We start from the raw sequence: 26,946 nt of genomic DNA on the forward strand, positions 1-26,946 counted from the left end.
ATAGGTAATGAAAATTCATTACGGGCGATTATGAGCATATTCAATGGTTCTGTCAAGTATAAAACGGTGGCAAAGCGACAAAGGGGCAGAGGGGCAAAGCGACAAAGTGAAAAGCCCCCCTTTAATAAAGGGGGGTTGGGGGGATTTTACATACACAAATCCCTCCCGGCCTCCCTTTACGAAAGGGAGGAGAAAAACCCCAGGACCCAGACCCAAGATTACGCTTCAGAAGGGATGTGCATCCCGGTAGAAGAACGCCTCTGTAATGTTGGAGTTATGCCACAGGAATTACAGAGATTTTTCCTCTTCCTGTTCCAGCCCCAGCAGCCGGTCGAGATCCAGGTATTTCCTGATTCGTGACTCTGATTTGTACGTTTTGAGATCAACGCCCGATGCCATGATGACGGCGGGGAGTACGATGAGAGCGCCGACAGTGGTGGCCACCATGGTCATTGCCATGAGCACCCCGAAGAGAATGACGGGAATGAAGGTTGACACGGTAAAGACCATGAATCCCAGTATCAGGGCCAGTGATGTGAACGTGATCGCTTTGCCCGCCACGGCAAGGGTGCGGGTGATCGTCTCATCCACGGGGAGCCCCAGGGCCCGGTTGTGCCGGAAAGTATTGAGGAAATGAATGGTATCGTCCACACCGATGCCGATGGTAATGGCCGCGATGAGCGAGGTCACCATGTCAAGATTGATGCCGAGCCATCCCATGATCCCGAAATTCAGTATCACGGCCACGCTCATGGGGACCAGGGCCAGTGGCGCCGCTTTAATTTGATTGAAAAGAAGAGCGACGATGAGTCCCACGATAATAAGGGAAAGAAAGAGACTGGTCATCTGACCCGTTACAATGTAGTGGACAAGTTTCTCCTCGATCATGGGGAATCCCGAGATCGTGTAACCGATGTTACGGGGAAGCTCCGTCCGGAGATACTGGTCCATCCGTTCCGAGACCATCTTTATTTCCGCCGTCCCCACGGAATGGTCTTTTCTCTGCTGAAGCCGGGCCAGGATGTTTACCGTTCTGAATTCTCCATCAACGAAGGGCTCGAACTCGTCGAAGCGGCCGTCGAAGTCATCGTCATCACCGCCGTAGATCTCCAGGTAATCGATAATATCGGACTGCCGCTGAGGGATCGCGTAAAATGTCCGCTCATCGTTATTCATGGCCATGTGCATGGTCTTGACAAGATCGGGAAAGGCATCGGTCCTTCCGATGAAAAGGTCCCTGTTTTCCGGTGCCATGAGCCAGGCACGGAACCGCTCCACGACTTCGAGGAACTCGCGGTCCTTGACACCATCGGGCCTTCTCGAATCGAGAAGGATCGCGAATCCCTCGAACCCCCCGAATTTCTCGGCGATCTCCGTTGCGTTGTCCCGGATCACGTCCCCCTCCTTCATGTAATTGAGGAACACCGTTTCCACGTTGAGCCTGAACGCGCCGGCGATGCCGAAGATGATCAGTATGGTCACGACGGCGAGGACTTTTCTGTAATGAACCACGGCCGCTTTCGTCGTCAGGGCGATCACGCGGTCCACCAGGGTGGTCTTGAGGGTCTTGTCCCGGTTCATGAGAAGGGACGGTATGGTGTGCGGAAGGACGGCCAGTCCCGCCGGGATCAGGGAAGAAGAGATGAAAACGGCGAACATGACCCCCACGGCCGAGTAAAATCCCCAGTCCCTGATGGCGGTGATCTCGCTGGAGATCAGGGTTATGAAGGCGATGAAGGTCGTCAGCCCCGCCAGCAGGACCGTCAGTGATATGTGGGACATGGAGCGGGACAGGCCCTTGCGCTTGTCGTCACCACTGATCATCGCGAAATCGGCGTAATACTGGTTGAGAATGTGGATCGAATAGGAACTTCCCACGGCGATCATAAGCGGCGGCAGGGAAAGGTCCACGGAAGAGATCCTGTGGCCCAGGTACCCCATGAGCCCCATGATCCAGATCTCCGTCAGGCTCAGGGTTATAAAGGGAAGGACCACGCCCCGCAGGGAGCGGAAATTGAAGTAAAAGACGATGATCACCACCAGCATGACGATCGGTACCAGCGTATAGAGATCGCGGTGCATGTAATTATGAAAGCCGATATTGATGATCGGGATACCCGTGGGGACCGTTTTCAGGTCATGGTGCCCGTCGATGAGTTCCTTTATTTCCCGCGCAATAGGGTCCTGGTCCGCCAGGTTGATGAACTTGATCATGACCGAGAAATCGGTTATATTTCCCGTTTTGTCGTCCCGCCGGTAGAGGGCCCCCTCAAAGGAGGGATTGCGTTCCAGCCGCTGCCGGAATGTCCGGATCTCTTCCGGCGACCGGGGGAGCAGGCGTTTCCCCTGATCGTCTTTTTCTATGATGTCATAGGCGGTCAGGACATCGTCTTCGCCGGAGATATCCTTCATGGTAAGGGGTGAAATGACCTCGTCGATGATCTCCTGTTTCTTGAAATCATAAGTTTTCAAAAGCTCAGCGCGTATCTTTTTCAGCTGTCGGCCGCCGAGGTGGTCCGATTCGCCGAAGAGTACCCGGCACTTTCTCTCCAGGTAGCGGTGAAAGGGCGGGTCCTTTTGAAAAGCATCCAGAAGCTCATGACGGGTGAGGTCCCCGGCGCCGGCCAGTTCGTCGAACTTCGCGATCCGCCCGTTTTCCCCTTCGCGGTCGAAATCCTTGTATTCCTCAAGATCGGTCAGGAGTGCGTCGATCCTCGACAGGGTGTCCGGACGCCAGAGGTCACCATCGGAAACCGACAGGATAATGAAGCGGCCGTTGTCACCGTAGATTTCCTTTATTCCTTCATAGAAGAGATATTCATGATCGCTTTTCGGCATGAAGGCTTCGATGGCGTTGCTGAATTGGAGCTTCAGCATGCCCGGTGCCAGCAGTACCGTGATCAGGAGCAAATAGAGGAGAACCACAACGGGTCTTCTCGTAACGAAACCGATGTACCTGTTCATACCATCAATCCCCTTATGTGGCGAATTCGCAGGAAGCGGGATTTTTACAGAGCCGCCCCGGATGCCCAGATCGTACGACTTTTCTCTATCATCTCATTTATATTCTTCAAGTCCGAGAAACCGGTCAAGATTGACCATGTTCCAGAACCAGGATTTTTCTTCCCGCACGGTAAGGTTGATACCCGTCGCCTTGATGGTGGAGGGGAGGACAAGCAGGGCGCCGATGGTCGTGTTGATCATCGTCGATGCCGTCAGTATTCCAAAAAGGATGATGGGCTTGAAGTGAGAGGTGATAAGAACCGAAAATCCGAATATCAGTGCCAGGGAGGTGAAAATGATGGCCTTCCCCGATACCGCCAGAGTGCGGGCGATCGTTTCGTCCACGCCGTGCCCGAGGGCGCGGTTCCGGCGGTAGGTGTTCAGAAAGTGAATGGTATCATCCACGCCGATGCCGATGGTGATGGCCGCAATAACCGAGGTGGCCATATCAAGGGCGATCCCGAACCACCCCATGATGCCGAAATTGATGATAACCGCCGTGCTCATGGGGATCAGCGCCAGGGGCCCCGCCTTCAGCCGCTGAAAGAGGAACATCACGATCAACCCCACTACGAGAAGTGAGAGAAAGAGGCTCTGTATCTGTCCCTTGATGACGTAATAGACGAACTTGACATTCATCATGGGGAATCCCGAAAGGGTATAGGTGAAAGGCGCCGGCAGATTGCTGTCCAGGTAATCGCCTATTTTTGCGAAGATATGCTTGATGATCGTGGTGTTGACCTCTTCCTGCTGTTTCCGGGAGAGCCGTGCCAGGATGTTGGTCGTCTGATAGGTGCCGTCGACGAAGGGCTCGAATTCATCGTATCGTCCGTCGGAGTCATCATCGTCACCGCCGTACAGTTCCAGGTAATCCACGATGTCGATACGGTTCTCCGGGATCCGGTAGCGGTCCCGGTCATCGTTGTTCATGGCCATGTGCATGGTCTTGATGAAGTCCGAGAACGCGTCGGTGCGGCCGATGTTCAGGTCGGCGTTTTCCTCCGCCACGAGCCATTGCCGCAGTTCTTCGACGACGTTCAGCAGGCGGGGGTCTTTGACGCCGTCAGGCGAGCCCGAATTGATGAGGATGTTGAACCCCCAGCCGCCCCCCAGTTTTTCCCCGATGATCTGCGTGTTGACCCGGATCGTGTCATGTTCCTTGAAGTAGGTGAGAAAGGCGGTTTCCACCTTCAATCTGAACATGCCCACGATCGAGATACAAACAATGACACCCACGACGATCAGCACGGCGTAGTAGTGTTCCGTGCTGCCACGCACCGCCAGGCGGATGATGGAATCGATGACGGTCTGCTTCCTTTTATTGTCCTTCGTGAGCATGAGTGCCGGCATTTTGTGGGGCAGGAGCATGAGCCCTGCCGGTATGAGCGAGCAGGATATGGCCACGGCGAACATGACGCCCACGGCAGAGCAGATGCCCCACTCCCTGATGGCGGAGACCTCGCTGGTCGCCAGCGTCATGAAGGCGATGAAGGTCGTGATACCCGCCAGGAGGACCGTCAGGGATATGTGGAACATGGTTGTTCGCAGACCCTCCTGTTTTCCGGCCGCCGTGATGATGTCGAAGTCCGTATAGTACTGGTTCAGGATATGTATAGCGTAGGAACTGCCCACGGCTATCATGAGCGGCGGCAGGGCGACCCCCACGCCGGTGATCTTGACCCCCACGTATCCCATGAGACCGAGGATCCATAATTCAGCCATTCCCAGCGTTGTCAGGGGGAGGAGCACTCCCCGTAAGGAACGGAAATTGAAGTAGAAAATGATGACTACCACCAGAAGGACCAGGGGGACGTTCCGGAACAGGTCATCGTGCATGTAGTCGTTCATCCACATGTTGACGACGGCGACACCGGTGGGAACGATGTGGAGATCGGAATGACCGTCCACGATCTCCATCATTTCCCGGATGGTGGGGTCCTGGTCTTCCAGGTTGATGAACTTGACGATGATACCGAAATCGGTGATCTTCCCCGTTTCAGGAGACCGCGCGTATATTCCCTTCTCAAAGGCCGGGTTTCGCAGGAGCTTTTCCCTGAAGGCCGCTACCTCTTCGGTCGTTGCCGGCAGTATCCGATTCCCTGCGTCGTCCTCCTCTATAAGGTCGTAGGTTTCCAGGACATCGCCCTCACCGGTGATATCCTTCGCCGTCAGGGGCGAAAGGATGGTGTCGATCACCTGCCGCTCCTTGAAAGCGAAGGTCCGGGAGAGCTCCCTTCGCAGCTTCTTCAGGTCCTTTTCACGGAGATAATCCCTCCCGCCGATGTGTTTTTTTATCTTCCGGTCCAGTACACGGAAAAAGGGAGGATCATCCCTGAACATTCCAAGGAGTTGCGTACTTTCCATGCCGCCCTGCGCCATGACGGCGTCGAACCGGTTCAGGCGGTCTTCCTCCCGCTGCCGGTCGAAATCCTTGTACTCTTCCAGGTCGATGATGATATTGTTGATGCGCTTGATAGTTTCGGGGTCCCAGAGGTCTTTGTCGGAAACGGCCATGATGAAGAACCTGCCGTTGTCACCATATATCTTCTTGACCTGTTTATAGTAGATGTACTCGCTGTCATGCTCCGGCATGAAGGATTCGACGGAGTTGTCGAACTCGAGCCTGCCGATACCGGGAATAAGGGCCAGAGTGATGATGAAGAGAATAACGAGGACCGTCACCGGTCTTCGCAGGGCGAAATTGATGTATCTGTTCATGAATATCCGCTTCCGCTCTCGATTTTTCCGGATATACCCCCGAAATGTGACGCGTGATTTAACTATATATGTTTCCCTCTGTCAAACGGTATCTTGTGCGAATTCCCCGGATGGCCTTTCTGTTATGAACACCCGGCCCCATGCCGCTCATCAGGCGACCGCCCCGTCAGGAGGTCCTCAGAGTAACAAGTCGTTGAGAAAAGCATCCATGTATGCTACAGGACAGGAACATGCCGCCGGATTTCGCGGCGGCCAAATTCCCGGAACAGTTATTTCGAAAGGAGGTGGCCATGAATCGAAGGACCTTTTGCTCTCTGATGATGGCCGTTGCGGCGAACGTCTGCCTTTTCGGATGCACCAGCCGGCCCGGCGCGATCAGTTACAGCAGGGACGTTCGGAGTGCCGGGCAGCCCGGTCTTCCCTCTCCGAACGCGATCGTTGTGTTTGACAGCTGGAGTGGCAACACAAAGGCGATAGCGGAGACGATGGCCCAGAGCCTGGGGTGCGCGGCAATGCCGGTGGATGAAGCCTTCGCTCCGTCGATGGGCGAATATGACCTGCTTCTTGTCGGTTCTCCCGTCCACGGCGGGATGCCGACGGGCAAGATCGAAAGGTTTCTTTCCGAGATTGAGGTTCCCCGCGCGTCGGCGGTTTTCGTCACCTATGGGGCTCCCCTCTTCGGGCCTCACACGGCGAACACCTGTCTCGACTCCATGGCGGAAAAGCTGGGCGGGACCTGTTTCGGGACGTTCAAGTGTCACGGCTTTCACCAGATCTTTCGGACCTACCCGGATCATCCCGACGAAACCGACAGGGCCGACGCAACCCGGTTCGCCACCGGCCTGCTGGAACGGTGCTGCAGCGGAGTCAGGGCACTGGCATAGACGGTTTCGGAGACGTCCTGCAGCAGAGGTGTCAGTATGAGAACAGGGGTGGACCTGTAACCTTTCCCCTCCTCGTACGTTTTACCAGATAACGATAACGCGAAAGGGGAAGGTATCATGAAAAAAACATTGGTGATCTTTACGGTCTTGTTCGTGTTGATGTGCGGTATGAGCCCGATGACGGTCTTTGGCGAAGGCGGCAAGAATCACGGCGAGGTCGGTACCGGTGAGACATCGACCGGGGTGGATAATCAGGGAGACGCCGCACAGGACCGTACCGGGAGATAGGATCCCGCTGGCCTGTTCGGGATCAGTAACGGCGGCTGTATTGGGGTTTCGTAAAGGTCAGGGAAAGGGTTGTGCCCTCCGTGCCCTCTATGGTGAGGGTGCCGTCCAGTTGTTCCGTCAGGATCTGGACGAGCTGAAGGCCGAAAGACTTCGCCTCCGACGGTTTCAATCCTTCCGGACAGCCGATGCCGTCGTCACTGACGGTGAGGGTATATGAACCGTCGCTGTTCTTTGCCATGGCGACGAGGATCCTGCCGTTGCGGTTGCCGGGAAAGGCGTGTTTCAACGCGTTCGAGATCAGTTCGTTGGTGATGAGGCCGCAGGGGATCGCCGTCTCGATCTCGAACTCGATGTCCTCTATCCGGGTCTCTAATGAGATGTGGCCGGCCATATCGCTGTATGTCTGAAAGAGATGCTTCGCCAGCCCGTCGAGGTACTCGCCGAAGTTGACCCGTGAAAGGTCCCCCGACAGATAGAGCTTTTCATGGATGAGCGCCATGGAACGCACCCGTGAACGGCTCTCTTCCAGGAGGGCGCGGATGTTCTCGTCATCAGTCTGGTCGAGCTGCAGGCTCATCATGCTGGATATGACCTGCATGTTGTTCTTCACCCGGTGGTGGATTTCCCGGAGCAGCGCTTCCTTCTCCCGAAGGGACCGCTCCCGTTCCTCCTCGGCCTTCTTCCTGCCGGTGATGTCCCGGGCGATCCCCAGGATGGCGTAGGCGCTTCCTTCCCGCACAATGACGGCCGCTTCCGTCTCCACATATATATGAGTTCCGTCCTTGCGCCTGAGCCTGAACTCGGAGAGACTCTTCTGAAACCCCGTTTCCTTCAATTCATCGAGAATAGCCGCCGCCTTCATCATCTGCTCTTCGTCAAGGAATGAAAGAAAATTCAGAGATGAGATTTCGTTCCTGCTGTATCCCAGCATGTTCAGGGCGGCGGTGTTGGCATCGAGAAAATTTCCGTTGAAATCATTGATGAAAACGGCGTCGAGAGACCGGTCGAAGAGCGCCTGGTATCGGCGTTCGCTTTCTTCAACCGCCTCCTTGGCGCGGACCTGTTCCGTGATGTCATAGATGACGCCCGAGGCTCCCCGAAGCTCTCCCTCTTGAAACCGGTACCGGGCATTGAGCAGTATCCAGATGTCCCTGCCCCCCTTCGTTCTGATGCGGTACTCGACCGAGTCGGGGACGCTCTCCCCCCGTGAGAGTTGGTCTATCCGCTGAAGCGCCAGCGCCCTGCTTTCCTCCGTGAAGAGATCGAAGAGTTTCATGGTCAGCAGTTCATCGCGGGTATATCCCGTATATTCGCACATCACGTCGTTAACGCTGATGAAGCGGTTTTCCCGGTAAGCGACCTCATAGATCCCCGCCGGGGCGAATCGTACAAGTTCCCGGTACCGTTTTTCGCTTTCTTCGAGGGCGTTCTCGATCCGTTTCCGCTCCGTGATATCCCGTGCCACGGAGATGACGGCGATGACTTCGCCGTCGCGATAGAGGGGCGCGCCGCTGATCTCTCCGAACCTCCGGCGACCGTCCCTGGTAATGAATTCGTAGGTCGTCGAAGAGACATTTTCTCCCCCCAGTACCCGCTGCGTGTCCGCCAGCGCCTTCTCAAGGTATTCTTCCGGGATAATCCCCAGGTCGGGAAAGAAGGCGCCGATTACTTCCTCGGGCCGGTACCCCAGGATCGGTTTCACCGAGGGTGAAACGGAGAGGACCCTGAAATCCCTGTCAACGGCATAGATCACGTCGTGAACATTTTCAAAGAAGAGCCGGTAATTTTCTTCGCTCCGGCGCAGCGCCTCCTCGGCATTTCTTCGTTCGGTAACGTCTTCGCCGGAGCAGAGGACCGCCGTTGGGCGCCCCGTGTCGTCCCGGAGCAGGACATTGTGCCAGTCGATCATGCGAAGAGTGCCGTCGCTGGTGATGACCTCATTCTCCGCGTCCGTGACCTCGGCGTCCGGTGAGGTGAGTATCTGCTGGAAAAATTCTCTGACACCACGCCGAACATGCTCGGGAAGAAAATTGTCGAACCAGTTCCGCCCTGTGAGCTTGTCCTCGCGGGCGCCGAGTATTTCACACCCCTTTCTGTTGATAAGACGGATCGTTCCGTCGAGGTCCAGGACAAGGATCATGACGCCGGCCACATCGAGATACTGCTGGATCCGGTTTCTCTCTCCGTGAAGCAGGGAATGGGCCTCCTTCAGTTCCGTGATCCGGCGGGATGTTACGGTGGCATAACAGAAGGAAAGAAAAAACAGGGGGAAAAAGACCTCGACAAAGTCCTCGATAGGGTCAAAATAATCCGTAATTTGAAGATGTTGAAGGGTGTTTGACAGGGCCGAAAAAGTCAGGACCAGCAGCGATACAGCGAGAAGCCTTTTGGGCGTTTTCTCCAGAATTGCGTCAGTGATGCGGGGAATGAACATCAAGGCGGTAATGCAAATGATGAGGGTCACTGTTTCAAACAGGGCGCTGTATGTCATGCGCAGTTTCTCCCGGGATGCCCCGCTGCCTGCTCAGCGAAATACATCCGGCGGCGAAGGAAAGTGCCGCGAATGCATAGAACAGGTGTTCCGCGGTATTGAACAGATCAAACCAGCCAACCCCTTCGAGAACAGTGCATATGTCGGTACAGACAACAAAGAAGAAACCGATGAAGAAGGACCTTATCCACGACGGGAGCGCTTCTCTCATGATGTACAGAAGGGGGGTAACGGCCAGGGCCGCGATGAGGTTCATGATCTCGCCTGTCTGAAACATCCGGTGTCAACCTCCTGGCGCATCTTCAGTATGGGGCGGATGTCCGATTATCCTTCTTCCCGATTCTGTTGCAGGTATACGTCAATTTCTCAGACAACGGGGGAAATGTCAATATGTCTTTGCCGCTTCAATGATCGGTTCCAGCCGGCCCATACGAAAGCGCTGCACAATATCGATAAAACGGGGGTCATCGAGAGGGTCGCCGTCCATGGCGAACAGGTGACTGTGACACCGGCAGTTCGACGACCCGAAGCCGGGCACCGGTGCCCGGGCGATCATGCCGACCGCCGCCGCCAGGTCACATTCAAGACGGGCGGAAGACCGTATCGGCAGGGCCGTGCAGCGATCGGCACGTTCCCGAAGGTAATCGATATGCCAGTGGAATCGTTTTCGCTTTCTCAGATGGCGCTCGATCCGCTTTGTCAGGCCGGCCTGTGCCGAACCGACGTAGATATAATGACCGGCACTGAAGGCGATCGTACCCAGTTTGCCGATGCCGATGTTCCCGCCCTCGGGGACGTGCAGGATAAGAAGATAACTTCCACGGTCACGGGCTTCGGACTCGATGACGTGCCAGGGGATCGAAAGCTCCGTAACCCGGGGTTTGAGGGAAAGGTCCCGCTCCCATTCGACGGCGATCGGTTTGCAGGTTAGCATGTCCTTTACTGTGACGAAGGTACGGGCGAATGCCGGGTCGGTGTGGTAGTCGGGGAAAAAATACCGGGCACGAGGCCATTGCACGAGAAAGAGAACCCCCGCCGGCGTTCCTTCTTCAACGTGGCCGGACAGTTCCCGGAGATGCCGTTCCCCCCGCTGAGTGACGGCGTCGGGAAACATGGCGATCGATCTTTCAAAAAGCGTGCAGGACTTGACTTCCAGCAGGAACGGTTTTCCATCCCGGATGAGGAGAAAATCGAACCTGCTCCGTCCCCGGGACACCTCCCTCCCGGTGATGACCGCGTCCTCGAAGCCCGGTACCAGCCGCTTCTTCAGGAGCCATTCCACCACGTCGTTCGCCCGGTGTGTGTGGAGCATAATGAACGAACCCTCGCGCTCAACCGCCACGGCGGTATGGCGCAGCCGTGATCCGGCCCGCCGGCGGTCCCCGGTCAGTATGAGCCGGCGTCCCGGAAGGAGCAGTTCCCTGAGACGGCCGGGGTTCGGCAGATATGCTAGCTCCCGCCGCCCCTGAAGCTCGCATTCCACGGTGAAGCGGTTCAGACGCCGTTCAAAGACGGCCTCGCAGGTATTGTGAAAAAGATGGAGGGATTCACCGTGACGGTTCATGGCGGCATTACCGTTCCCGCGTCCATTCTTCTCCTGCAGCGCCCGTCTATTTGTTGATCAGGTTTTCCTTGATTTTCTCGTGAATATACTTGGACGCGAGAGTATCCCCGGAAAGGCCGACCCTGACGGCGACGAGGGTGATGTCCTTGGACAGGTACTGGATATCGATGCGTACCGTCTCTCCCTCGACGGTCCCCGTGAGCTTCGCCGTGGCGATGTTCTTTTCCCGTGTGATATCGTGGGCACCCAGCTGCTCAAGGGTTTTTTCCGAGGCTGTCCAGACCTCGTTGAAGCCGGCGCCGCTGTATTCCGTCTTGAGGATGCCGTCGGTATAGAAAAATTTTCCTGATTGGACGCCGATCACCCGGTCTCCCACACCCATCTGGAATCCCTGACCACAGGCGGTGATGAGGAAAATAATGATTGCCGGTATCACCATGCGATACGGAGATGTGCCCATACAATCCCTCCCTCGGAATGATTTTGAAAAGTGTACGGGTTCGCCGCTCCAGTTTCAAGTCAAAAGTTCAGGGCGGCGTCCCGGAACATCTCAGGAAGCGAAACTGTAGTACGTGCCCTGGATGACCGCCCATGCCAGGACGGCGATGGTAAGCACAAGACAGAAGAGGGCCAGCAGATGGTGCAGGCCGGTTTCTCTCTTCCGGTCGTTGTATCCCAGAAGAAATCCCAGGGCGATGCCCGCCAGGATGCCCCCGCCGTGCCCCCAGTTATTGATGCCGGGTACGAGAAACCCGAAGAGACCCAGGGCCACGACCCAGCCCATCACCTGGCGGTAGATGGCCTGACCGAAATTGTCACCCCTGCTTCTGCCGTAGTACAGTGTCGCGCCGATGAGCCCGCAGATACTTGCCGACGCGCCGATGGTGAAGCTGACGCCGGCCAGAGCGGACAGGAAAAATCCCGCAATGCCGGTCAGGGTGTAGAGTATGAAGAACCTGCCCACCCCGTATTCATGAATGACAAAGGGACCGATCTGTCGAAGCGCCATCATGTTGAAGAAAATATGGAGCAGCCCGCCGTGGAGGTACGAAGCGGATACCAGGGTCCACCACCACTGGTACTGGTAGAGGGGGATCGTTCCCGTCGCCCCCAGGAGAAAAAGACTCCTGTTCGAGGGTGACAGGAAGAGGAGCGGGTTCGCCGACATGCCGGGCATGGCGCGGTCGAGGAGGAGCGACAGCACGTAAAAAACCACATTGGTATAGATGATGAACCTGATGATCCGGTATGGGTCCCGCAGAAATCCGCGGGAGAGTTTCTGCTTCCACCGTGCTCCGGGGTTCGGAAGCCCGCAGTAGGGACACCGGGGCTCGTCGGAACTGACCAGTTTTCTGCACTGCGGGCAGAGAACAGATTTGCGGGAGTTCTGAGACATGACCGTTCCTTCCGGTACGTATCTTCTACTGGTTCAGGAACCTCATCATCAGCGGGATCGCCACGAAGGTGCCGATGGAGCTGCCGAGGTTCACGAATGCCACCAGGAGCAGGATGCGGGTGATCTTGTTCCGCCAGAACCCGCGGATCGATGATATGTCTTCCCTCAGGTCGATAAAGTCCCTGACCTGGGGTTTTCGGACAGTGGCCTCCACGAGTCCCGCCACCCATCCCGCCGCTATCGTCGGGTTCATCGATGTGATCGGCGCCGCCACGATGGAAGACAGAATGGTCAGCGGATGGGCGAGGACGACGACGGCCCCCAGACCTGCCAGGATCGCGTTCACGGCGACCCACCATTTGATCATGTTGAGGCCGGCCTCGCCCCCGGCTTTGAAAAAACCGGCCGCGATGATGCCGACGATGAACACGGGGATTCCCCAGGCGATCCAGCGTGTCCAGGGCTTCCCGGGCGGTATGGAACTCAGTTCCTCGATATCCGTTTCCGTTCCGATCGAATTCAGAATGCCCCGCACGTGACCGGCGCCGACGACGGCCAGGACCTTCCGGCCCGGGGTCGTGTCTATGGCGTGGGCCATGTAACGGTCCCGTTCATCGATGAGGATCGTCTTGAGGGCGGGCATCTTCTTCCCGAAGGTCTGCATGGCCAGTTCAAGAACATCCTGCTCCTTGAGCTTTTCTATGTCCTCCTCGCTGATATCGTCGGTGCTGAGGAGCGACAGGATAAGTTCGAAGAGAAACCGCATCTTCTTGAGGAAGCTCATGGAGCGCCATGTCCGCGTCATGGTGGTCCGGATATCGCGGTCGGCGAGGACAATCCCGGCTCCCGTTTCTTCCGCCGTCTGAATGGCCCGCAGCATCTCCTCACCGGGGTTGATGCCGAATTTCTCTGCCAGTTTTTTCTGGAACGAAGCCATTATCAGCTGAGAAAGGAGAAGGGCGGTCCGTTTTTCCCGGATGATCTTGAAGATGTCCATTTCCTCCCAGTTCGCCTTCTGCCTGATGGCCTCATAGCGGGAACGGCAGAGTTCGACACAGACGGATTCCGGTTGCTCGTCCCTGATCACCCGTTCCACGAGATCGGCGCTTTCCCGCGATACATGAGCGGTGCCGACGATTATGATCTCCCGTTCCCCCGAGACGACCCGGTGGACGTTCTTGTCTTCGATCATTGCCTGTTTCCTGCAGTTCCCGCCTCCATCCCGAAGCATAGGGGAAGCGGCGGGTCTCACCGCTTGACATGGCGCCGAAAGGGCTGAATTTCCATGGAGCAGCCCTGAAATTCCCGTTCCCGGCGCGGTGAGTGGTGGAAATTATCAGCATTTCCTGTGGAAGTAAAGGAAAATAAGGTCTTGTGGCCGTACGGCGGGGTGTGTATAAGGACGGAATATATTTCGATGACGGGGGAACCCATGAAACAAAGCCTCATGGCGGGGGATCGGGTCACGGTGGCCATCGACAGTGTTGCTTACGGCGGGCAGGGCGTGGGTCGCGTCGATGGACTGGTGTGCTTCGTCCCCTTTACCGTTGATGGTGATGAGGCGGAGGTCGAGATCGTTACGGTAAGGAAGAACCACCGTATCGGCGTCCTCCGGGGGCTGATAAGGGAATCCCCCGCCAGGGTCGCGCCGCCCTGTCCCTATTTCGGTCGGTGCGGCGGGTGTCACTATCAGCATATCGCCGCCGATCATCAATTAGCCGTAAAAGAACAGCAGGTCCGTGAGACCTTTGAAAGGATCGGTGGTCTGCCCGACCCGCCGGTGCGGGCCGTCATACCTTCTCCGCTGACATTTCATTACCGGGGGAAGGCCGAATACCACGCAGAGATAACCGGTGACGGAGGCGTAACTCTTGGTTTCAGGGATGTGACGAACACCGCCGCCGTCGATATCGATGCCTGCGCCGTTGTCGATGATTCGATCAATGAAGCCTGCCGGAGACTGCGCCGCCGCATCAGCACTGGTGAGACGGTCGCTCAGCCGCGGATGACCCTCTGGTCCGGATATGATTTCGCGCAAGCCTCTTTTATAACCCGGCGGGTGGGGGAAATTGAGTTCTGCGTCCCCTACGAGGGATTTTTCCAGGCCAACCTTTCCCTGCTTGACCGGCTTGTGGAACTGGTGGTTGCCAGGTGCGGGCCGGGCAGGACCAATCGCATTGTTGACTGCTACTGCGGGTCGGGCTTCTTCACTCTTTTTCTCGCGTCCCGGGGGTCCACCGTCTTCGGCATAGAAAGGGATGGCCCCTCCCTCGCGTGTGCCCGTCGCAATCTGAAGGACAACGGCATCTCCGGCGCGCGATTCTTCCGGGGACGGGTGGAAACGGTCCTGGAAGAGCGCTTCCGGGGCAGGGACGATGCCGTTGATACGGTCATTCTTGACCCGCCACGGGCCGGCTGCGCCGGGGCCGTTCTCAATACCCTGGTGGAACTGGGACCGGATCGAATCGTCTATGTCTCGTGCAATCCCGCCACCCAGGCCCGGGATATCAGGCGGCTCATTGAAGGGGGGTTCCTGCTGAAGGAACTCCAGCCGATCGACCTGTTTCCCCAGACCGCCCACATCGAGACGATCGCCCTCCTTGAGCGGTGCCGATAGGACACACATCCGTTTGACAGAGCCGCCATTTTTCCCTATAATTCGAAAATCATTCGTAAAAATTGTGCGGGTTGTCGCTCATATGCCGGGTACCTGCGAGTACGGAACGGTTATGATACCAGGACCGCTTGAGTGAGTGTTGATCCGCCGGCAGCGGTTCCGGAAGGCGCGTACCGGACCGTGGGTTCGTCAATGCTCCGGGAAAAAGGAAAGCCACAATGGAAGGAAGAGACCCTCATAAGGAACTGGAGGAACAGATTCTTCGCCTGAACAGCCGGATCGTGGACCTCGAGGAATCCATAAAGGGGTTCGAACGGAAAAACCAGTTCTTTGAGATGCTGATCAAGAGCCTGCCGGGACTTTTCTATGTCTTTGACGACACCTTCCAGATTCACAAGTGGAATAAAAATGTCGAGACCGTCACCGGGTATGACGCGCAGGAAATAATGACGCGCAGCATCTTTGAGATCTTTGACGGCGATGACCTGGTGCTCATACAGAAGGCCATCGAAAACGTCTTCCGCACGGGGACCGGCGTGGCCGAGGCAGACCTTGTCACGAAGGAAGGGCGGAGGATTCCCTATTTCTTCACGGGGGTCAGTGCCGAGATCGGGGGAATACCTTACCTGCTCGGCATGGGCCTCGATATCAGCAAGCGTAAAGAGGCCGAGAACTCCCTGCGCGAGTCAGAGGCGCTCTACCGGATATTTGCCGAACGCATGACCGAGGGGGTGGTGCTCTTCCACGAATTCAGGATCCTTTTCGTCAATAATGCTTTTGCCCTGATGCTGGGGTATTCCGAACCGGACGAGTTGCTGGGCCGGGACATCATGGGCGTGGTGGCCAAGGATTTCGAGATGTATTTCAAGGAGATGTTCGAATCCCTCGAGGCCGGCGTCTCCACTGAGCGGTTCTATCAGGCACGGTGGGGCATGCGGGACCACAAGGAGATATGGATCGAGGGACGGGGAAACCGGATCCAATGGAAGAAACGGCCGGCGGTTCTTCTCACGGCCCGCGATATCACCGAATCGAAGCTGAAAGAGATCACTATGCAGGAAGAGGCGGCCCACCTGAGACGTGAAAATATCACGCTCCGCTCTTCCATCCGCGACCGCTACCGCTTCGGCAACATCATCGGCAAAAGCGGGGCCATGCAGCAGGTGTATGAACTTATACTCAATTCCGCCGCCACGAACGCGAACGTGATCATCTACGGCGAGTCGGGTACGGGAAAGGAACTTGTGGCGAAGGCAATTCATGATATGAGCAGCCGCGCGGGAAAGTCCTTTGTGACCGTGAATTGCGCGGCCATTCCGGAAAGTCTTGTTGAAAGTGAGTTCTTCGGGCATCTTCGGGGGGCCTATACGGGGGCCCATAGTGATAAACAGGGCTACCTCGATTCCGCAGACGGCGGTACATTGTTTCTGGACGAAGTTGGTGAACTGGGATTGAACATGCAGGCAAAACTCCTTCGGGCCATAGAGGGGGGCGGGTATTCACCGGTGGGCGGCACCATAAGCAGGCACTCCGATTTCAGGATCATCGCGGCCACGAACAAGAATCTCCAGGAACTGTCGCGACGGGGGCTCATGCGGGAAGATTTTTTCTACCGTATCCATATCCTTCCGATCCACCTGCCGGCGCTGAGGAATCGCCGCGATGACATTCCGCTTCTGGTGGAACACTTTTTGCGGCTCTATTCGCCGGATCGAAAACTTCCGGCGGTCTCCGGGCAGGTCCTCGAGGCCCTGATAAATTACGACTGGCCCGGTAATGTGCGGGAGTTGCAGAACGTCATCCAGCGGTATCTCACAGTGAAGCGCATCGATTTCCTGACGCGAGCCCCGGGAGACGAGGGCATCGCGCCGGACAGGACGATCGACGCCCCGAGAAAGGAGGATCTTAGAACTCTGAACCTCCGTACGAATGTCGAAAACCTCGAAAGGGAAGTGATCCAGAGGACGCTTGAAGAGTATCACTGGAACCGTTGCAAGACCGCTGAGGCCCTCATGATATCCCGCAAGACCCTTTCGAGAAAGATGAAGCGGTTTGGTCTATCGTGACACATAATGGGTCACGATGACCCTTAATGAATGTCCCTCCCTTCAGAAACAACATAAATCAACGATAACAAATCATTACATCTTATTCAGAACCATAGGGAATGGGACATATCTGTCCCTACAGGCCTTTCTTCGTGGTCGGAATAAATGTAAACAATATCAATCTAATCAATGTGTTAATTGTAATTCGCGGGTTTCTGGCACCGAAATTGCTGTTTATTAAGCGGGTACAATGCCTTTCTCGGAACGGTTCGTCAATCGTCTAAAAAGAGGAGCAATTTGGGCGACCGCCCGTATGAAAGAGACGTGGGAACCGATTTTGTCCCGGGGGGATCTTCATGGGAGAGACGAACAAGATACGGGTTCTTATCGCCAAACCCGGACTGGACGGACATGAACGGGGGGCCCGGGTCGTTGCGTTCGGATTGCGCGATGCCGGGTTCGAGGTCATCTACACGGGGCTGCGACAGACACCCGATCAGATCGTGAACGCCGCGATCCAGGAGGACGTGAACGTGGTGGGACTTTCGATCCTTTCAGGGGCGCATCTCTCACTGACCCGGAAGGTCATGGAGGGATTGCGGGCCCGGAATGCCGATGACATCATGCTCATCGTCGGGGGTATCATCCCCGCCGATGACCTCCCGGCACTCAGGGAAATTGGTGTTTCCGGCGTATTCACGGCCGGCACCGCCATACCGGAAATAGCCGAGTTCATACGCCGGCATATCGCGGGGCCCTGAATATGAAAAATCGCCCTTTGAGCGAGGAGCCTGTCTTATGAATGACGATCGGAAGAGGATCGAAGAGGCCCGGCAGGTCTGGGAAGAGAAACTGTTGCATCCCCGGGTGAAGCGGTTTCGCTTATCTCAGAGCCCCACCCGCTTTTATACTCCCCTTGACCGGGGTGAAGACCGGTTTCTTGAAAAGGTCGGATTCCCTGGATGGTACCCCTTTACGAGCGGGAACAATCCCTTTGATTTCTGGCGGGCCTATGCCGCCGACGCGGCAAAGCTTGGGTTCCGGCCCGATTGGGGAGGCGCGGGAAGGGTCGGAAAATACGGTGGGTTCGGAACGGCCGCCGATTACCGGGATTATCTTCTGAGGATGCAGTCCATGGGGAGGAAAGGGGGGCCGAATATCGCCTTCGATCTGGTGACACAGTGCGGGTATGATTCCGACAGCCCCTATGCCGAGGGAGAGGTGGGACGTGTCGGTGTCGCCGTCGATTCCTTCAGGGATTTTCAGGTCATCTATGAAGCATATACAGGTGACCTGAACATCGACCGCGTCCCTTCAAATTACACCATCAACGCCCCGGCCGCCGTTATCATCGCCATGTACGCCGCGCTGGCGAAGAAGAGAGGCGTACCCCTGGAGGTACTGGAAGGAACGCCTCAGAATGATATCCTCAAGGAGTTCATTGCCCGCGGCACCTACATATTTCCACCTGCCCCATCAATGAGGCTGTTCAGGGACATCTGTGTTTTTTGCACGAAATACATGCCCAAGCTTAACATCTGCAGTATCGGCGGATATCACATCAGGGAGGCGGGTGCCACGAGAGTTCAGGACCTTGCCTTTTCCATGGCGAACGGGAAGGCCTACATCGAGGCTGCCCTGGAGGGCGGCCTTGCCATAGACGAATTCGCCCCGCAGATGACCTTCAACGCCTTTGGCGGCAGCATGGAAATATATCAGGAAATAGCCCTTCAACGTGCGGCGCGTCGCATGTGGGCGCGGATGCTCAAGGAACGTTTCGGTGCGGAAAATCCTCGCAGCATGATGATCCGCCAGCCGATAACGGCCCATATCGGCTGTTCAAGCACGACACTGCAGCGCCCCCTGAACAACCTGGCGCGAGCTGTCGTTGGAGGAATGGCGGCGGGCATGTCGGGCGGCATTCCCGGAGCCTACCCGCCATTTGACGAGCCTCTCGGCCTCGGCCATAGCCTCGAGGCGGTGCAGCTTCAGATAGATGCGACGCGCATCATGATATACGAGGCCAAGGTAGCCGATGTGGCTGATCCCTGGGCGGGCTCCTATTTCATGGAATCCCTGACGGACGAAACGGAGACGGCTGCCCTGGAGGAAATGGAAAAGATCGAGGACATGGGGGGGGCCGTGGAGGCCGTCAGCTACATGGCCGGGGCGGTTGCCCGGAGTGCCTATGAACGGCAGAAAAAGATAGAGAACCAGGAGGAGTTCGTCGTCGGGGTGAACTGTTTCACCGGGGAGACCGAGATGGAGGTGACCGTGAATAGGATGATGGAGGCCACCTATGATCCCGGGCTGATGCGGACCGCCGAGGAACGGCAGAAAGCCGCCCTGGAGCAACTGAAGAGGGAGCGGAACGACCGTGCTGTCTCGAACTCATTGAAAATGCTGGAGAAAAAAGCTGAGGACGTGGGTGAGAACGTCATGCCGGCCGTCTGCGAATGCGTGGAGAATGAAGCGACCCTGCAGGAGATCTGCGATGTTCTCCGCGGTGTTTTCGGTCAGGCGGAACCGATAAAACTCTGAGATGCACAGGATTGTGCGGAATAGAAGCATTCCGTGCGCGGGGGTGGAAACCATGGCAATGAGTGATGGGAACCTGACGCGAGTGCTGGCAGAATTTATAGCAGGCACAGAGGAAACCTCCATTCCCGAATCGGCCTATGAGCACGGCAAGGTCGCCTTCATGGACTGGATCGCCGTAACCATCGGTGGGAAGGATGATCCGCTCGTCGCAAAGCTCATCCGTTACGCAGGCCGCCTTGGTGGAGAGGAGCAGGCGACGATCATCGGTCACGGCATGAGAAAGAACGTCAGCATGGCGGCCCTGATAAACGGCTCGGCGTCGCACGTCCTTGATTACGATGACACGCTCGTCTCCTTTTTCGGACATCCCTCGGTGACACTTTTTCCGTCACTGCTCGCCCTCTCCGAGTGGCTCGGAAAAAGTGGAAGGGAATTCCTGACGGCCTATCTCATCGGTTTGCAGGCGGGGGCCACTGTGGGAGTCTGCGCCGGTCTCGATCACTACATGGCCGGATGGCATGCAACGGCGACCCTCGGTCATATCGCGTCTGCGGCTGGCTGCGCGAGGCTTCTGGGGCTTGATGAGGATCAGTCGGTCCATGCCCTGGGGATCGGTGGGACACAGTCATCGGGACTCAAACGGGTATTCGGGACCATGTGCAAGCCGTTTCACGCGGGAATGTCATCACAGGGGGGACTGACCGCGGCCCTGCTTGCAGCGGACGGCTTTACATCGGCGGAGGACATTCTTGAAGGGCCCCAGGGATTTTTCCAGGTTCTGAAGGGGGCAGTGAATGCCGACGCCGTTGGTCTTCTCGGTCTGGGCTGGGATGTACAGAATCTCTCACAGAAATATCATGCTTCCTGCCACGCCACCCACTCGCCCATCGAGGCCGCGCTGGCTGCCATGGCAGAATGGGGCGGCAGTGTCGATGATATCGGCGCCATCCGTGTCCACTCGTCGGAACTTGCCCTCAGCGCGGCGGGGAAAACGAAACCTCTCTCCGGTCTTGAGGGAAAATTCTGCATATCATACTGCGTCGCAAACGCACTGATCCGGGGAGAGACGGGGACCCGGATGTTCACGGATGAGAAGGTCGCCGATCAGACCGTGCGCTTTCTCATGGAAAAGATCTCCGTTTCCCGTGATCCTGCCATGATCGGCCTTGAATCCCGTGTCGAGTTGGAGACGAACAAGGGAACGGTCTATGAGAAATACTCCGATATCCTTCAGGAAACCCCGCCTCTCGAGACAAAGCGCCAGCGGGTGATGGGGAAATTCAACGATCTGTGCGAGCCGCTGCTCGGAGCGGAACGGGCGGCACGTGTCGCCGGGGCCGTTTCCTCGATAGAGCAGGTGAAGAACATGAGGATCCTGACGCAGGAACTCTGAAGGGTCCCCGCCTTTTCGGACCCCGGTCGTGATGTATGAAGGGAAGCGGGAAATGACCGTGATGGAAGACAGGGAGCTCGTTACCGATATTCAGCGGTTCTCCGTCAACGACGGTCCCGGATTCAGGACGAACGTATATCTGAAGGGCTGCCCGCTGCGGTGCCGATGGTGCCATAATCCGGAGACCATCGCCGTATATCCCGAAATATACTGGAAAAAGAGACTCTGCGTTCAGTGCGGCGCCTGTCTGCAGGCGTGTCCGAAGGAAGCGATCAATCCGCCTGTCGATCCGGTGCTTGCCCGTCAGGAGGATTCCCCCTACCACAAGATCATTCGTTCCCGCTGTGACCTGTGCATGAAGTGTGTCGACGCGTGCAGCTACGATGCCCTGGAAATCGTCGGACGACCCATGACGGTAAAGGAAATTCTCGACGAAGTTGAGAAGGACCGGCCCTTCTATGACAACTCCGGCGGCGGCATGACGTTGAGCGGGGGGGAACCGACGGCACACGCGGATTTCTCTGAAAAATTGCTGAAGGAAGCCCGCAGGCGGGGGATCCACACCTGCCTTGATACCAACGGATTCTGTCCCTGGGAAGTTTTTGAGCGTTTGATCCCGGACGTGGACGTCGTGCTCTATGACATAAAGCATCTTGATCCGGCGAAACATGAAGAGATGACGGGAGCCGGGAACGAGATAATTCTGGCCAATCTTGAGAGACTGCTCTCGGCCGGTGCCCAGGTCTGGGTCAGGGTCCCCGTTATCCCCGGATTTAACGACGACATGGCATTTCATCAGGAGCTGGCGCGTTTTCTGCTGGATGTTCCGCGGCGGGTCTGCCGGGTCGACCTTCTTCCCTATCATAACTGGTGCCAGGACAAGTATGGATGGCTAGGGATCGACTGGGAAATGAAAGAGATAGAATCGGCGGACCCCGGTTTCCTTGAAATATTTGCCGATATCTATCGAGAGGAGGGATTGAAGGCCACCGTCGGCGGTTCCGGCTTTGAAGAGGCCGGCTCGGCCTCAGGCGGGTAAAGCGGGAACGGGGCGGCGGGTATAACCGCTGCCGTATGAACCGTGCGGTCCCCGAATGCAAAAGGGGATCGAGAGATATGTATGAAAATACGGGAGAGACCCGGTGAAGGAGGTGAAACACATGCCTACATGCGAAGAGTGCAAGAATTTTTTTCCTATCGAGGACGAGCCCCGCAAGGGTGATTGTGTGGAGCGGGTTGTCGATCCCCGGCAGGCGTATTACAAGGCGAAGCCCGTGAATGCCGATGATGATGCGACCACGTGTCCGTCATTTCAGAAAAAATAACGGGAACAGCCTTAAAATGGCCGAACCGGAAGCCCGTAACACAGTTCCATTACATTACACAATAAATTCCTTATCCGGTGCGGTGCGGTTCGGGGGTGTCTCTGAACAGTTGAAAAAAAGGGGGATTGTCATGGCGGAAACAGCGGTCAGTATAAAAGAACTGGAAGAAAAACAAGAATGGTGGTGGGTCGCTGAAAAGAAACGTTCGGCGCGGCTTGACTACCTGAGAAAGGCGATGTGGAAAAAGGGTGCCATCGGAGGTCTGTATCCCCAGGGACTGTATGTCGATCTTGAGCGTCCCGTGCTGCAGACCGAAAAGGCGAAAGAACTTGAAAGGTCCCCGGACCCCTATGTGATCAAGTTCGCCCAGATACTTGCCCATGTTCTCGACAACAAGACGATTTTCATTACCGACCACGCGCAACTCGTCGGGTATCTGGGGAGCGCGCCGAACATGATCTCCTGGGACCCCACGCTTGCCGCGGTACTGAATCACGAGGTCGTCAATGATCCGACCTGTCTCCCCGAGCCCCTGGAAGAGAGCCTGAAAACGATCTCGGAGGTGGCCGATTACTGGGCGGGGAAATCGGACCTGGACAAGATCATGCCCTATCTGGACCTTGACGATGCCATGAAGGTTCTCTCCGGCGCCATCGGCTGGGGTGTGCCGCTCTCCAGAGGGGGCTACTCCGGAAAGGATTACGAGTATATCATGACCGGTACGCATGCCTTTGAGGATATCATCGAAGACCTTGATCGACGGATCGATGAAGCCGACGCGAAGGCGCATGAACCGGGAGCTTCGAAAGAGATCAGCGATCTCTATGACAAGATCAATATGTGGGAAGCAATGAAGATAGCCCTGGAGGCCGGTATCCGGCACGCGAAACGTCATGCCCGGCTTGCGCGGATCATCGCGGAGCATTTCGAGACCGACAATGACAGACGGGAAGAACTGCTGAAAATCGCAGAGACCTGCGAACGGGTGCCTGCAAAGCCTCCACGGACCCTGCAGGAGTCGCTCCAGTACGATCTCTTTATCCAGCTTTTCAGCAGAAACGAAGCGATCGAGGGGGCCTGGCCGGCGAGACCGGACTATTACCACGGGCCCTATTATGAAAAGGAAGTTGACATCGACAGGACGCTGACAAAGGAGGAAGCACTTGACCTCGTCGGTGAATTCCTTATCCGTGCCGCGGAAGTGTCCCAGTACAAGGTCAAATGGGCCCGCGAGGGGCTCCAGGGGATCGAGGGAACATGGGTGTGGACGCTGGGCGGCGTCAAGAAGGACGGCAGTGACGCGTGCAACGGCATGACGCTCGCGCTCCTTGAAGCCGCGAGACTGGTAAGGGTGGCGAATCCCACCTTTGCGTTCAGGTGGCATCCAAAGGTGTCGGACGAAGTGATGAGAGAGATCTTTGAATGCATCCGGCACGGCCTCGGATATCCTTCGATACGGAATGACCCGGTGCTTATCGCGAATGCCATGAACTGGCACGGGCATCCCATAGAAGAGGCCCGGACCTGGGCCCACCAGGCATGCATGTCTCCAGCGCCGTGCACCAAGCATGGTTTTCAGCCCATGAGAATGGCGAACGCTACCGTCAATTGCGCAAAGATAATCGAGTATGTCTTCACGAGCGGGTTTGACCCTGTCGTGAACATGCAGATCGGTGCCGAAACACCGGATGCAGCCACATACACGAGTTACGAGCAGGTCTTCGATGCCTGGGTGACGCAGATGAAGACCGTCTTCAGTATCCTTGTCCGGCCGGTGAACAGGGCGCGGATACTGGCACCGAAGATGACACCGAGACCATTTCTGTCGGCGGTATCGGAGCGGTCGATCGACAGCGGCCTGGACGTATGCGATCCTTCCATAAGCCGCGGCAACGCGTGGATAACGGCGTTCACCTGGGTGGAGAACGCGGACAGCCTGGCGGCGATCAAGAAACTCGTTTTCGATGAGAAGAAATACACCATGGCCGAGCTCAAGGAAGCCCTCGCGAACAACTGGGAGGGCAGGGAAGAAATGCGCCTGGATTTCGTGAAGAATGCGCCCAAGTGGGGAAATGACGATGATTACGTTGACGCCATTATGCTCGATTGCCTGCACGAGGCGGCAAAGTTCTCAAGGGAACTCAAGTGCCCCTGCGGAAACACCTGGCCAATCCTTCCCGAGAACGTCAGCGGTAACATCCACTACGCGAATATCGTGGGGGCCCTGCCGAACGGCCGCAGGCTCGGTGACGCTCTCTATGACGGCGGGATTTCCCCCGGACCGGGGCTTGACAAGAAAGGACCCACGGCGGTGCTGAAGTCATGCTCCAAGATAGACCATATTTCGGACGGCAGGGCCTTTCTGCTGAACCAGCGGTTGTCGCCGACCCAGCTTGCCGGAGAAAAGGGATACCAGCTCTGGAAGACATACATGAAGACCTGGGCTGATCTCGGGCTGGACCATGTTCAATTCAACTGCGTGTCCGATGAAACCCTGAGAAGCGCCCAGAGAGACCCTGAGAAATACCAGGAGGTCATCGTGCGGGTGGCAGGATACAGCGCGCATTTCGTGGATATCAGCCGCAAGACACAGGATAACATCATACAGCGGACGGTCCAGGGACTGGGATAAGGTGCGGTAAAGGCGGGTATGTCCTTTCCGTGAAAGAGTGTCCGTCCCACGGATGAACAGGAATACGAGGAGGCTGTGACATGGCGCGAAAAAGCCGTCAGGATTACGCAAAAGCATCAGGGGTGTTCGGCCTGCAGCCCGGGAAATTTAGCACCGTCGAAGATACGGAAACAATTCCGGAGAGACCCTGTGGTCTGTGCAAGCACTTTCTGGAAAGCGCGTGGTCGAGCGATGGAAGGGGAAGCTGCAAGCTTTTGAAAGAGGGTTCCGATATCACCTGTGATCCGCCTGTCTTTGTTCTGGAGGGGAAAAACGGGTACATGATGAGGATCCTTACCGATGCCTCGAGGTGCACCTATTACGAGCGAAACGAGTTTATCGACAAAGACGGGTATGAATGCAGCGATCCTGCGTTCAGAAGGTTCATACGGCAATTCAGGGACAAGTGAGGAATTGCTTCACAGAATAATGCAAAAGGAGGACGTTATGAAATGTCCTGAATGCGGACACGAAGCTCCCGTTGCGGAATTTCGATATCTTTATAATGCACGCATTGATTCCTCGGTAAGCATTAGGCAGTGCACACAATGCCAGGCCTGGCTCGCCGTCGATGAACTGGCGGGTACGGCGAATCAGACGGTCGGTCCGGGAGAGGCCCCGTGGGGGAAATCGGCCGGCATCGAGGGCCTCGCGGAGGACGCATGAACCGGGGAAGAGTATCTCCGCGGAAAGTACAGGGAGTTCCTCGGGCAGGGGGGATGTGCCATGGATCTTGTGTGCCGGATATGCGGGTATCACGGGGACTACCGGGATTTTGATTATCTGTGCAGGAACGGGTGACCGGCCACCGGGGAATCTGATCTCCGGAGATGCCCCAGGTGCGGGGCTGAATGCGTTTTTTCCCGGTCCGAGTCCCTCGAAGATGAGGAAACCCGGATGAGAGAGCTTTCCCGGGAACTGGCCTTGATAACCCGGGGCGACGGGCCGGCACGCCTGGCCGAGGCGAAGAGAATAATCAGAACGCTTCACGAAATGAACAGGCGGTGGAACATACAGCGGCTCAATGAATTTCTCCGTGCGCGGCAGAAGGAACTCTTTTTCTGATGGTGCAAGGTTGCGCGGAGAGGCTGTTTTCGGCAACGGGAGGGACCGGCAGGATGGCTGCGACGTGATCTCGAATCTGCGAAAGGGGGCGTAATGACTCAGACTGACAGGGATTTGGCGGTTCCGAAGAAGGAGCGGCATTTTTTTCTCAGGCAAGAGGTCATTGAAAACCTTGAAAGGGTGGAGAAACTCTCGCAGCGGCATCCCGTGAACGTTCTGGTGACGGGAAAACAGGGGTGCGGTAAATCCACCCTTGTCCGCCAGTTCGCGGCCCGGAACAAGCGGCCATTCGCCGTTTTTCAGATCGGCATCCTTTCCGAACCCGGACAGCTTTTTGGAGAGCACCGGCTCAGGGAAGGTGAAACGTACTATCAGAAATTTCTCTTTCCCCGAGCGATCCAGACACCCGGTTGCGTCATTCACCTGGAGGAGATCAACCGGCCCGAGCACCCGAAGGCATTGAACATGCTTTTTTCAGTACTTTCGGAAGACCGAAAGGTATGGCTCGATGAACTCGGTCTTCTTTCGGTCGCCCGGGGTGTGGTTTTTTTTGCCACGCTTAACGAGGGTGATGAGTTCATCGGGACGGAAATGCTCGATTCGGCGCTCCGCGACCGTTTTTATGTCTCGATGCTTGATTATCTGCCCGCCGACGTAGAAATGAAAGTTCTGTACCTCAAGGCGGGCATCGACGAGGCCGATGCGCTGACGATCGTGAACGTGGCGAACCGTCTCCGCGGCCATGCACAGGAACCGATGGTCGTATCGACCAGACATACGCTGATGATAGCCGAAATGGTCAATGTGGGAGCAACGATAAAGGAAGCTTTTATCAACAGCCTTCAGATCAACCCCGATATTCTCGAGTCCGTCCTGCTGTCCCTGCACGCTGAACTGGGATTGAGGGAGAAGGAGGCGGCAAAGGTCTACGCCCTGTACTGA

22 protein-coding genes and 1 pseudogene are annotated in these 26,946 nt (G+C 56.6%); 15 read left to right on the forward strand and 8 right to left on the reverse strand.

The annotated features are described in order from the left end of the window. The coding region (locus JXO48_06725) for a hypothetical protein (GenBank protein ID MBN2283567.1) at positions 1–360 on the forward strand (360 nt) is incomplete at its 5' end. Here JXO48_06725 and JXO48_06730 read toward each other — a convergent pair. Further along, positions 289–2,964, reverse strand: coding sequence for an MMPL family transporter (locus tag JXO48_06730; protein ID MBN2283568.1), 2,676 nt, complete (start codon positions 2,962–2,964; stop codon positions 289–291). The two genes, JXO48_06725 and JXO48_06730, sit on opposite strands and share 72 nt — an antisense overlap. Before the next feature lie 93 nt (positions 2,965–3,057). Next, entirely contained in the window at positions 3,058–5,721 is a 2,664-nt protein-coding gene (locus JXO48_06735) for an MMPL family transporter (protein MBN2283569.1), read from the reverse strand. A 290-nt stretch (positions 5,722–6,011) separates the two neighbouring features. On the opposite strand from JXO48_06735, the gene JXO48_06740 reads away from it, so the two are divergent. Together JXO48_06740 and JXO48_06745 are read left to right on the forward strand one after the other, a co-directional pair. Beyond that, positions 6,012–6,605, forward strand: coding sequence for a hypothetical protein (locus JXO48_06740; GenBank protein MBN2283570.1), 594 nt, complete (start codon positions 6,012–6,014; stop codon positions 6,603–6,605). 117 nt (positions 6,606–6,722) lie between these two features. Continuing rightward, positions 6,723–6,893, forward strand: coding sequence for a hypothetical protein (locus JXO48_06745; GenBank protein MBN2283571.1), 171 nt, complete (start codon positions 6,723–6,725; stop codon positions 6,891–6,893). Positions 6,894–6,915: 22 nt separating this feature from the next. Here the strand turns inward: JXO48_06745 and JXO48_06750 are convergent, their stop codons facing one another. The 6 genes from JXO48_06750 to JXO48_06775 all read right to left on the reverse strand — a co-directional run bounded on the left by JXO48_06750 (position 6,916) and on the right by JXO48_06775 (position 13,536). Beyond that, entirely contained in the window at positions 6,916–9,384 is a 2,469-nt protein-coding gene (locus JXO48_06750) for a PAS domain S-box protein (GenBank protein MBN2283572.1), read from the reverse strand. Further along, positions 9,362–9,661: a hypothetical protein gene (locus JXO48_06755; GenBank protein MBN2283573.1), complete on the reverse strand. Its 300-nt coding sequence runs from the start codon at positions 9,659–9,661 to the stop codon at positions 9,362–9,364. The genes JXO48_06750 and JXO48_06755 overlap by 23 nt, the downstream gene beginning before the upstream one ends. A 108-nt stretch (positions 9,662–9,769) precedes the next feature. Continuing rightward, positions 9,770–10,948 (reverse strand): DNA/RNA nuclease SfsA, encoded by a 1,179-nt coding sequence (gene sfsA / locus JXO48_06760; GenBank protein ID MBN2283574.1) that lies wholly within the window; start codon positions 10,946–10,948, stop codon positions 9,770–9,772. 46 nt (positions 10,949–10,994) lie between these two features. Then, the gene (locus JXO48_06765) at positions 10,995–11,408 is read right to left on the reverse strand and encodes a DUF3568 family protein (protein MBN2283575.1); all 414 of its coding nucleotides are present in this window, start codon (positions 11,406–11,408) and stop codon (positions 10,995–10,997) included. A 90-nt stretch (positions 11,409–11,498) separates the two neighbouring features. Next, a complete protein-coding gene (locus JXO48_06770; GenBank protein MBN2283576.1) occupies positions 11,499–12,344 on the reverse strand; it encodes a rhomboid family intramembrane serine protease in 846 nt (281 codons plus the stop codon). A gap of 25 nt (positions 12,345–12,369) precedes the next feature. Next, positions 12,370–13,536 (reverse strand): TraB/GumN family protein, encoded by a 1,167-nt coding sequence (locus tag JXO48_06775; protein MBN2283577.1) that lies wholly within the window; start codon positions 13,534–13,536, stop codon positions 12,370–12,372. Positions 13,537–13,776: 240 nt separating this feature from the next. On the opposite strand from JXO48_06775, the gene JXO48_06780 reads away from it, so the two are divergent. From JXO48_06780 to JXO48_06835, 12 genes and pseudogenes are all read left to right on the forward strand, one after another. Further along, positions 13,777–14,961, forward strand: coding sequence for a class I SAM-dependent RNA methyltransferase (locus tag JXO48_06780; GenBank protein ID MBN2283578.1), 1,185 nt, complete (start codon positions 13,777–13,779; stop codon positions 14,959–14,961). Between the two features lie 218 nt (positions 14,962–15,179). Then, positions 15,180–17,027 (forward strand): sigma 54-interacting transcriptional regulator, encoded by a 1,848-nt coding sequence (locus JXO48_06785; GenBank protein ID MBN2283579.1) that lies wholly within the window; start codon positions 15,180–15,182, stop codon positions 17,025–17,027. Between the two features lie 338 nt (positions 17,028–17,365). Then, positions 17,366–17,770 carry a cobalamin B12-binding domain-containing protein gene (locus JXO48_06790; protein MBN2283580.1) on the forward strand — a complete coding sequence of 135 codons (405 nt, stop codon included), beginning with the start codon at positions 17,366–17,368 and terminating at the stop codon, positions 17,768–17,770. Positions 17,771–17,807: 37 nt separating this feature from the next. Beyond that, entirely contained in the window at positions 17,808–19,550 is a 1,743-nt protein-coding gene (locus JXO48_06795; GenBank protein MBN2283581.1) for a methylmalonyl-CoA mutase, read from the forward strand. 52 nt (positions 19,551–19,602) lie between these two features. Continuing rightward, positions 19,603–20,943 (forward strand): MmgE/PrpD family protein, encoded by a 1,341-nt coding sequence (locus JXO48_06800; GenBank protein ID MBN2283582.1) that lies wholly within the window; start codon positions 19,603–19,605, stop codon positions 20,941–20,943. A 61-nt stretch (positions 20,944–21,004) separates the two neighbouring features. After that, entirely contained in the window at positions 21,005–21,982 is a 978-nt protein-coding gene (locus JXO48_06805; GenBank protein MBN2283583.1) for a glycyl-radical enzyme activating protein, read from the forward strand. Positions 21,983–22,103: 121 nt separating this feature from the next. Next, entirely contained in the window at positions 22,104–22,268 is a 165-nt protein-coding gene (locus tag JXO48_06810) for a benzylsuccinate synthase gamma subunit family protein (protein ID MBN2283584.1), read from the forward strand. A gap of 130 nt (positions 22,269–22,398) precedes the next feature. Then, the gene (locus JXO48_06815) at positions 22,399–24,900 is read left to right on the forward strand and encodes a formate acetyltransferase (protein ID MBN2283585.1); all 2,502 of its coding nucleotides are present in this window, start codon (positions 22,399–22,401) and stop codon (positions 24,898–24,900) included. 80 nt (positions 24,901–24,980) lie between these two features. Beyond that, the gene (locus tag JXO48_06820) at positions 24,981–25,349 is read left to right on the forward strand and encodes a hypothetical protein (GenBank protein ID MBN2283586.1); all 369 of its coding nucleotides are present in this window, start codon (positions 24,981–24,983) and stop codon (positions 25,347–25,349) included. A 37-nt stretch (positions 25,350–25,386) separates the two neighbouring features. Further along, positions 25,387–25,605, forward strand: a complete 219-nt coding sequence (locus JXO48_06825; protein MBN2283587.1) for a hypothetical protein — start codon at positions 25,387–25,389, stop codon at positions 25,603–25,605. A gap of 60 nt (positions 25,606–25,665) precedes the next feature. Then, positions 25,666–26,004, forward strand: a pseudogene (locus JXO48_06830) (hypothetical protein). 93 nt (positions 26,005–26,097) lie between these two features. Further along, entirely contained in the window at positions 26,098–26,946 is an 849-nt protein-coding gene (locus tag JXO48_06835) for a MoxR family ATPase (GenBank protein ID MBN2283588.1), read from the forward strand.

This window comes from Deltaproteobacteria bacterium, from assembly GCA_016933965.1.
Lineage (GTDB): Bacteria > Desulfobacterota > Syntrophia > Syntrophales > UBA2210 > JAFGTS01.

Excerpts from the sequence above, each read along its gene's own strand:
- JXO48_06730 (MBN2283568.1), bottom strand. The coding sequence starts at position 2,964 with ATGAACAGGTACATCGGTTTCGTTACGAGAAGACCCGTTGTGGTTCTC.
- JXO48_06735 (MBN2283569.1), bottom strand. The coding sequence starts at position 5,721 with ATGAACAGATACATCAATTTCGCCCTGCGAAGACCGGTGACGGTCCTC.
- JXO48_06740 (MBN2283570.1), top strand. The coding sequence starts at position 6,012 with ATGAATCGAAGGACCTTTTGCTCTCTGATGATGGCCGTTGCGGCGAAC.
- JXO48_06745 (MBN2283571.1), top strand. The coding sequence starts at position 6,723 with ATGAAAAAAACATTGGTGATCTTTACGGTCTTGTTCGTGTTGATGTGC.
- JXO48_06750 (MBN2283572.1), bottom strand. The coding sequence starts at position 9,384 with ATGACATACAGCGCCCTGTTTGAAACAGTGACCCTCATCATTTGCATT.
- JXO48_06755 (MBN2283573.1), bottom strand. The coding sequence starts at position 9,661 with ATGTTTCAGACAGGCGAGATCATGAACCTCATCGCGGCCCTGGCCGTT.
- sfsA (MBN2283574.1), bottom strand. The coding sequence starts at position 10,948 with ATGAACCGTCACGGTGAATCCCTCCATCTTTTTCACAATACCTGCGAG.
- JXO48_06765 (MBN2283575.1), bottom strand. The coding sequence starts at position 11,408 with ATGGGCACATCTCCGTATCGCATGGTGATACCGGCAATCATTATTTTC.
- JXO48_06770 (MBN2283576.1), bottom strand. The coding sequence starts at position 12,344 with ATGTCTCAGAACTCCCGCAAATCTGTTCTCTGCCCGCAGTGCAGAAAA.
- JXO48_06775 (MBN2283577.1), bottom strand. The coding sequence starts at position 13,536 with ATGATCGAAGACAAGAACGTCCACCGGGTCGTCTCGGGGGAACGGGAG.
- JXO48_06780 (MBN2283578.1), top strand. The coding sequence starts at position 13,777 with ATGAAACAAAGCCTCATGGCGGGGGATCGGGTCACGGTGGCCATCGAC.
- JXO48_06785 (MBN2283579.1), top strand. The coding sequence starts at position 15,180 with ATGGAAGGAAGAGACCCTCATAAGGAACTGGAGGAACAGATTCTTCGC.
- JXO48_06790 (MBN2283580.1), top strand. The coding sequence starts at position 17,366 with ATGGGAGAGACGAACAAGATACGGGTTCTTATCGCCAAACCCGGACTG.
- JXO48_06795 (MBN2283581.1), top strand. The coding sequence starts at position 17,808 with ATGAATGACGATCGGAAGAGGATCGAAGAGGCCCGGCAGGTCTGGGAA.
- JXO48_06800 (MBN2283582.1), top strand. The coding sequence starts at position 19,603 with ATGGCAATGAGTGATGGGAACCTGACGCGAGTGCTGGCAGAATTTATA.
- JXO48_06805 (MBN2283583.1), top strand. The coding sequence starts at position 21,005 with ATGGAAGACAGGGAGCTCGTTACCGATATTCAGCGGTTCTCCGTCAAC.
- JXO48_06810 (MBN2283584.1), top strand. The coding sequence starts at position 22,104 with ATGCCTACATGCGAAGAGTGCAAGAATTTTTTTCCTATCGAGGACGAG.
- JXO48_06815 (MBN2283585.1), top strand. The coding sequence starts at position 22,399 with ATGGCGGAAACAGCGGTCAGTATAAAAGAACTGGAAGAAAAACAAGAA.
- JXO48_06820 (MBN2283586.1), top strand. The coding sequence starts at position 24,981 with ATGGCGCGAAAAAGCCGTCAGGATTACGCAAAAGCATCAGGGGTGTTC.
- JXO48_06825 (MBN2283587.1), top strand. The coding sequence starts at position 25,387 with ATGAAATGTCCTGAATGCGGACACGAAGCTCCCGTTGCGGAATTTCGA.
- JXO48_06835 (MBN2283588.1), top strand. The coding sequence starts at position 26,098 with ATGACTCAGACTGACAGGGATTTGGCGGTTCCGAAGAAGGAGCGGCAT.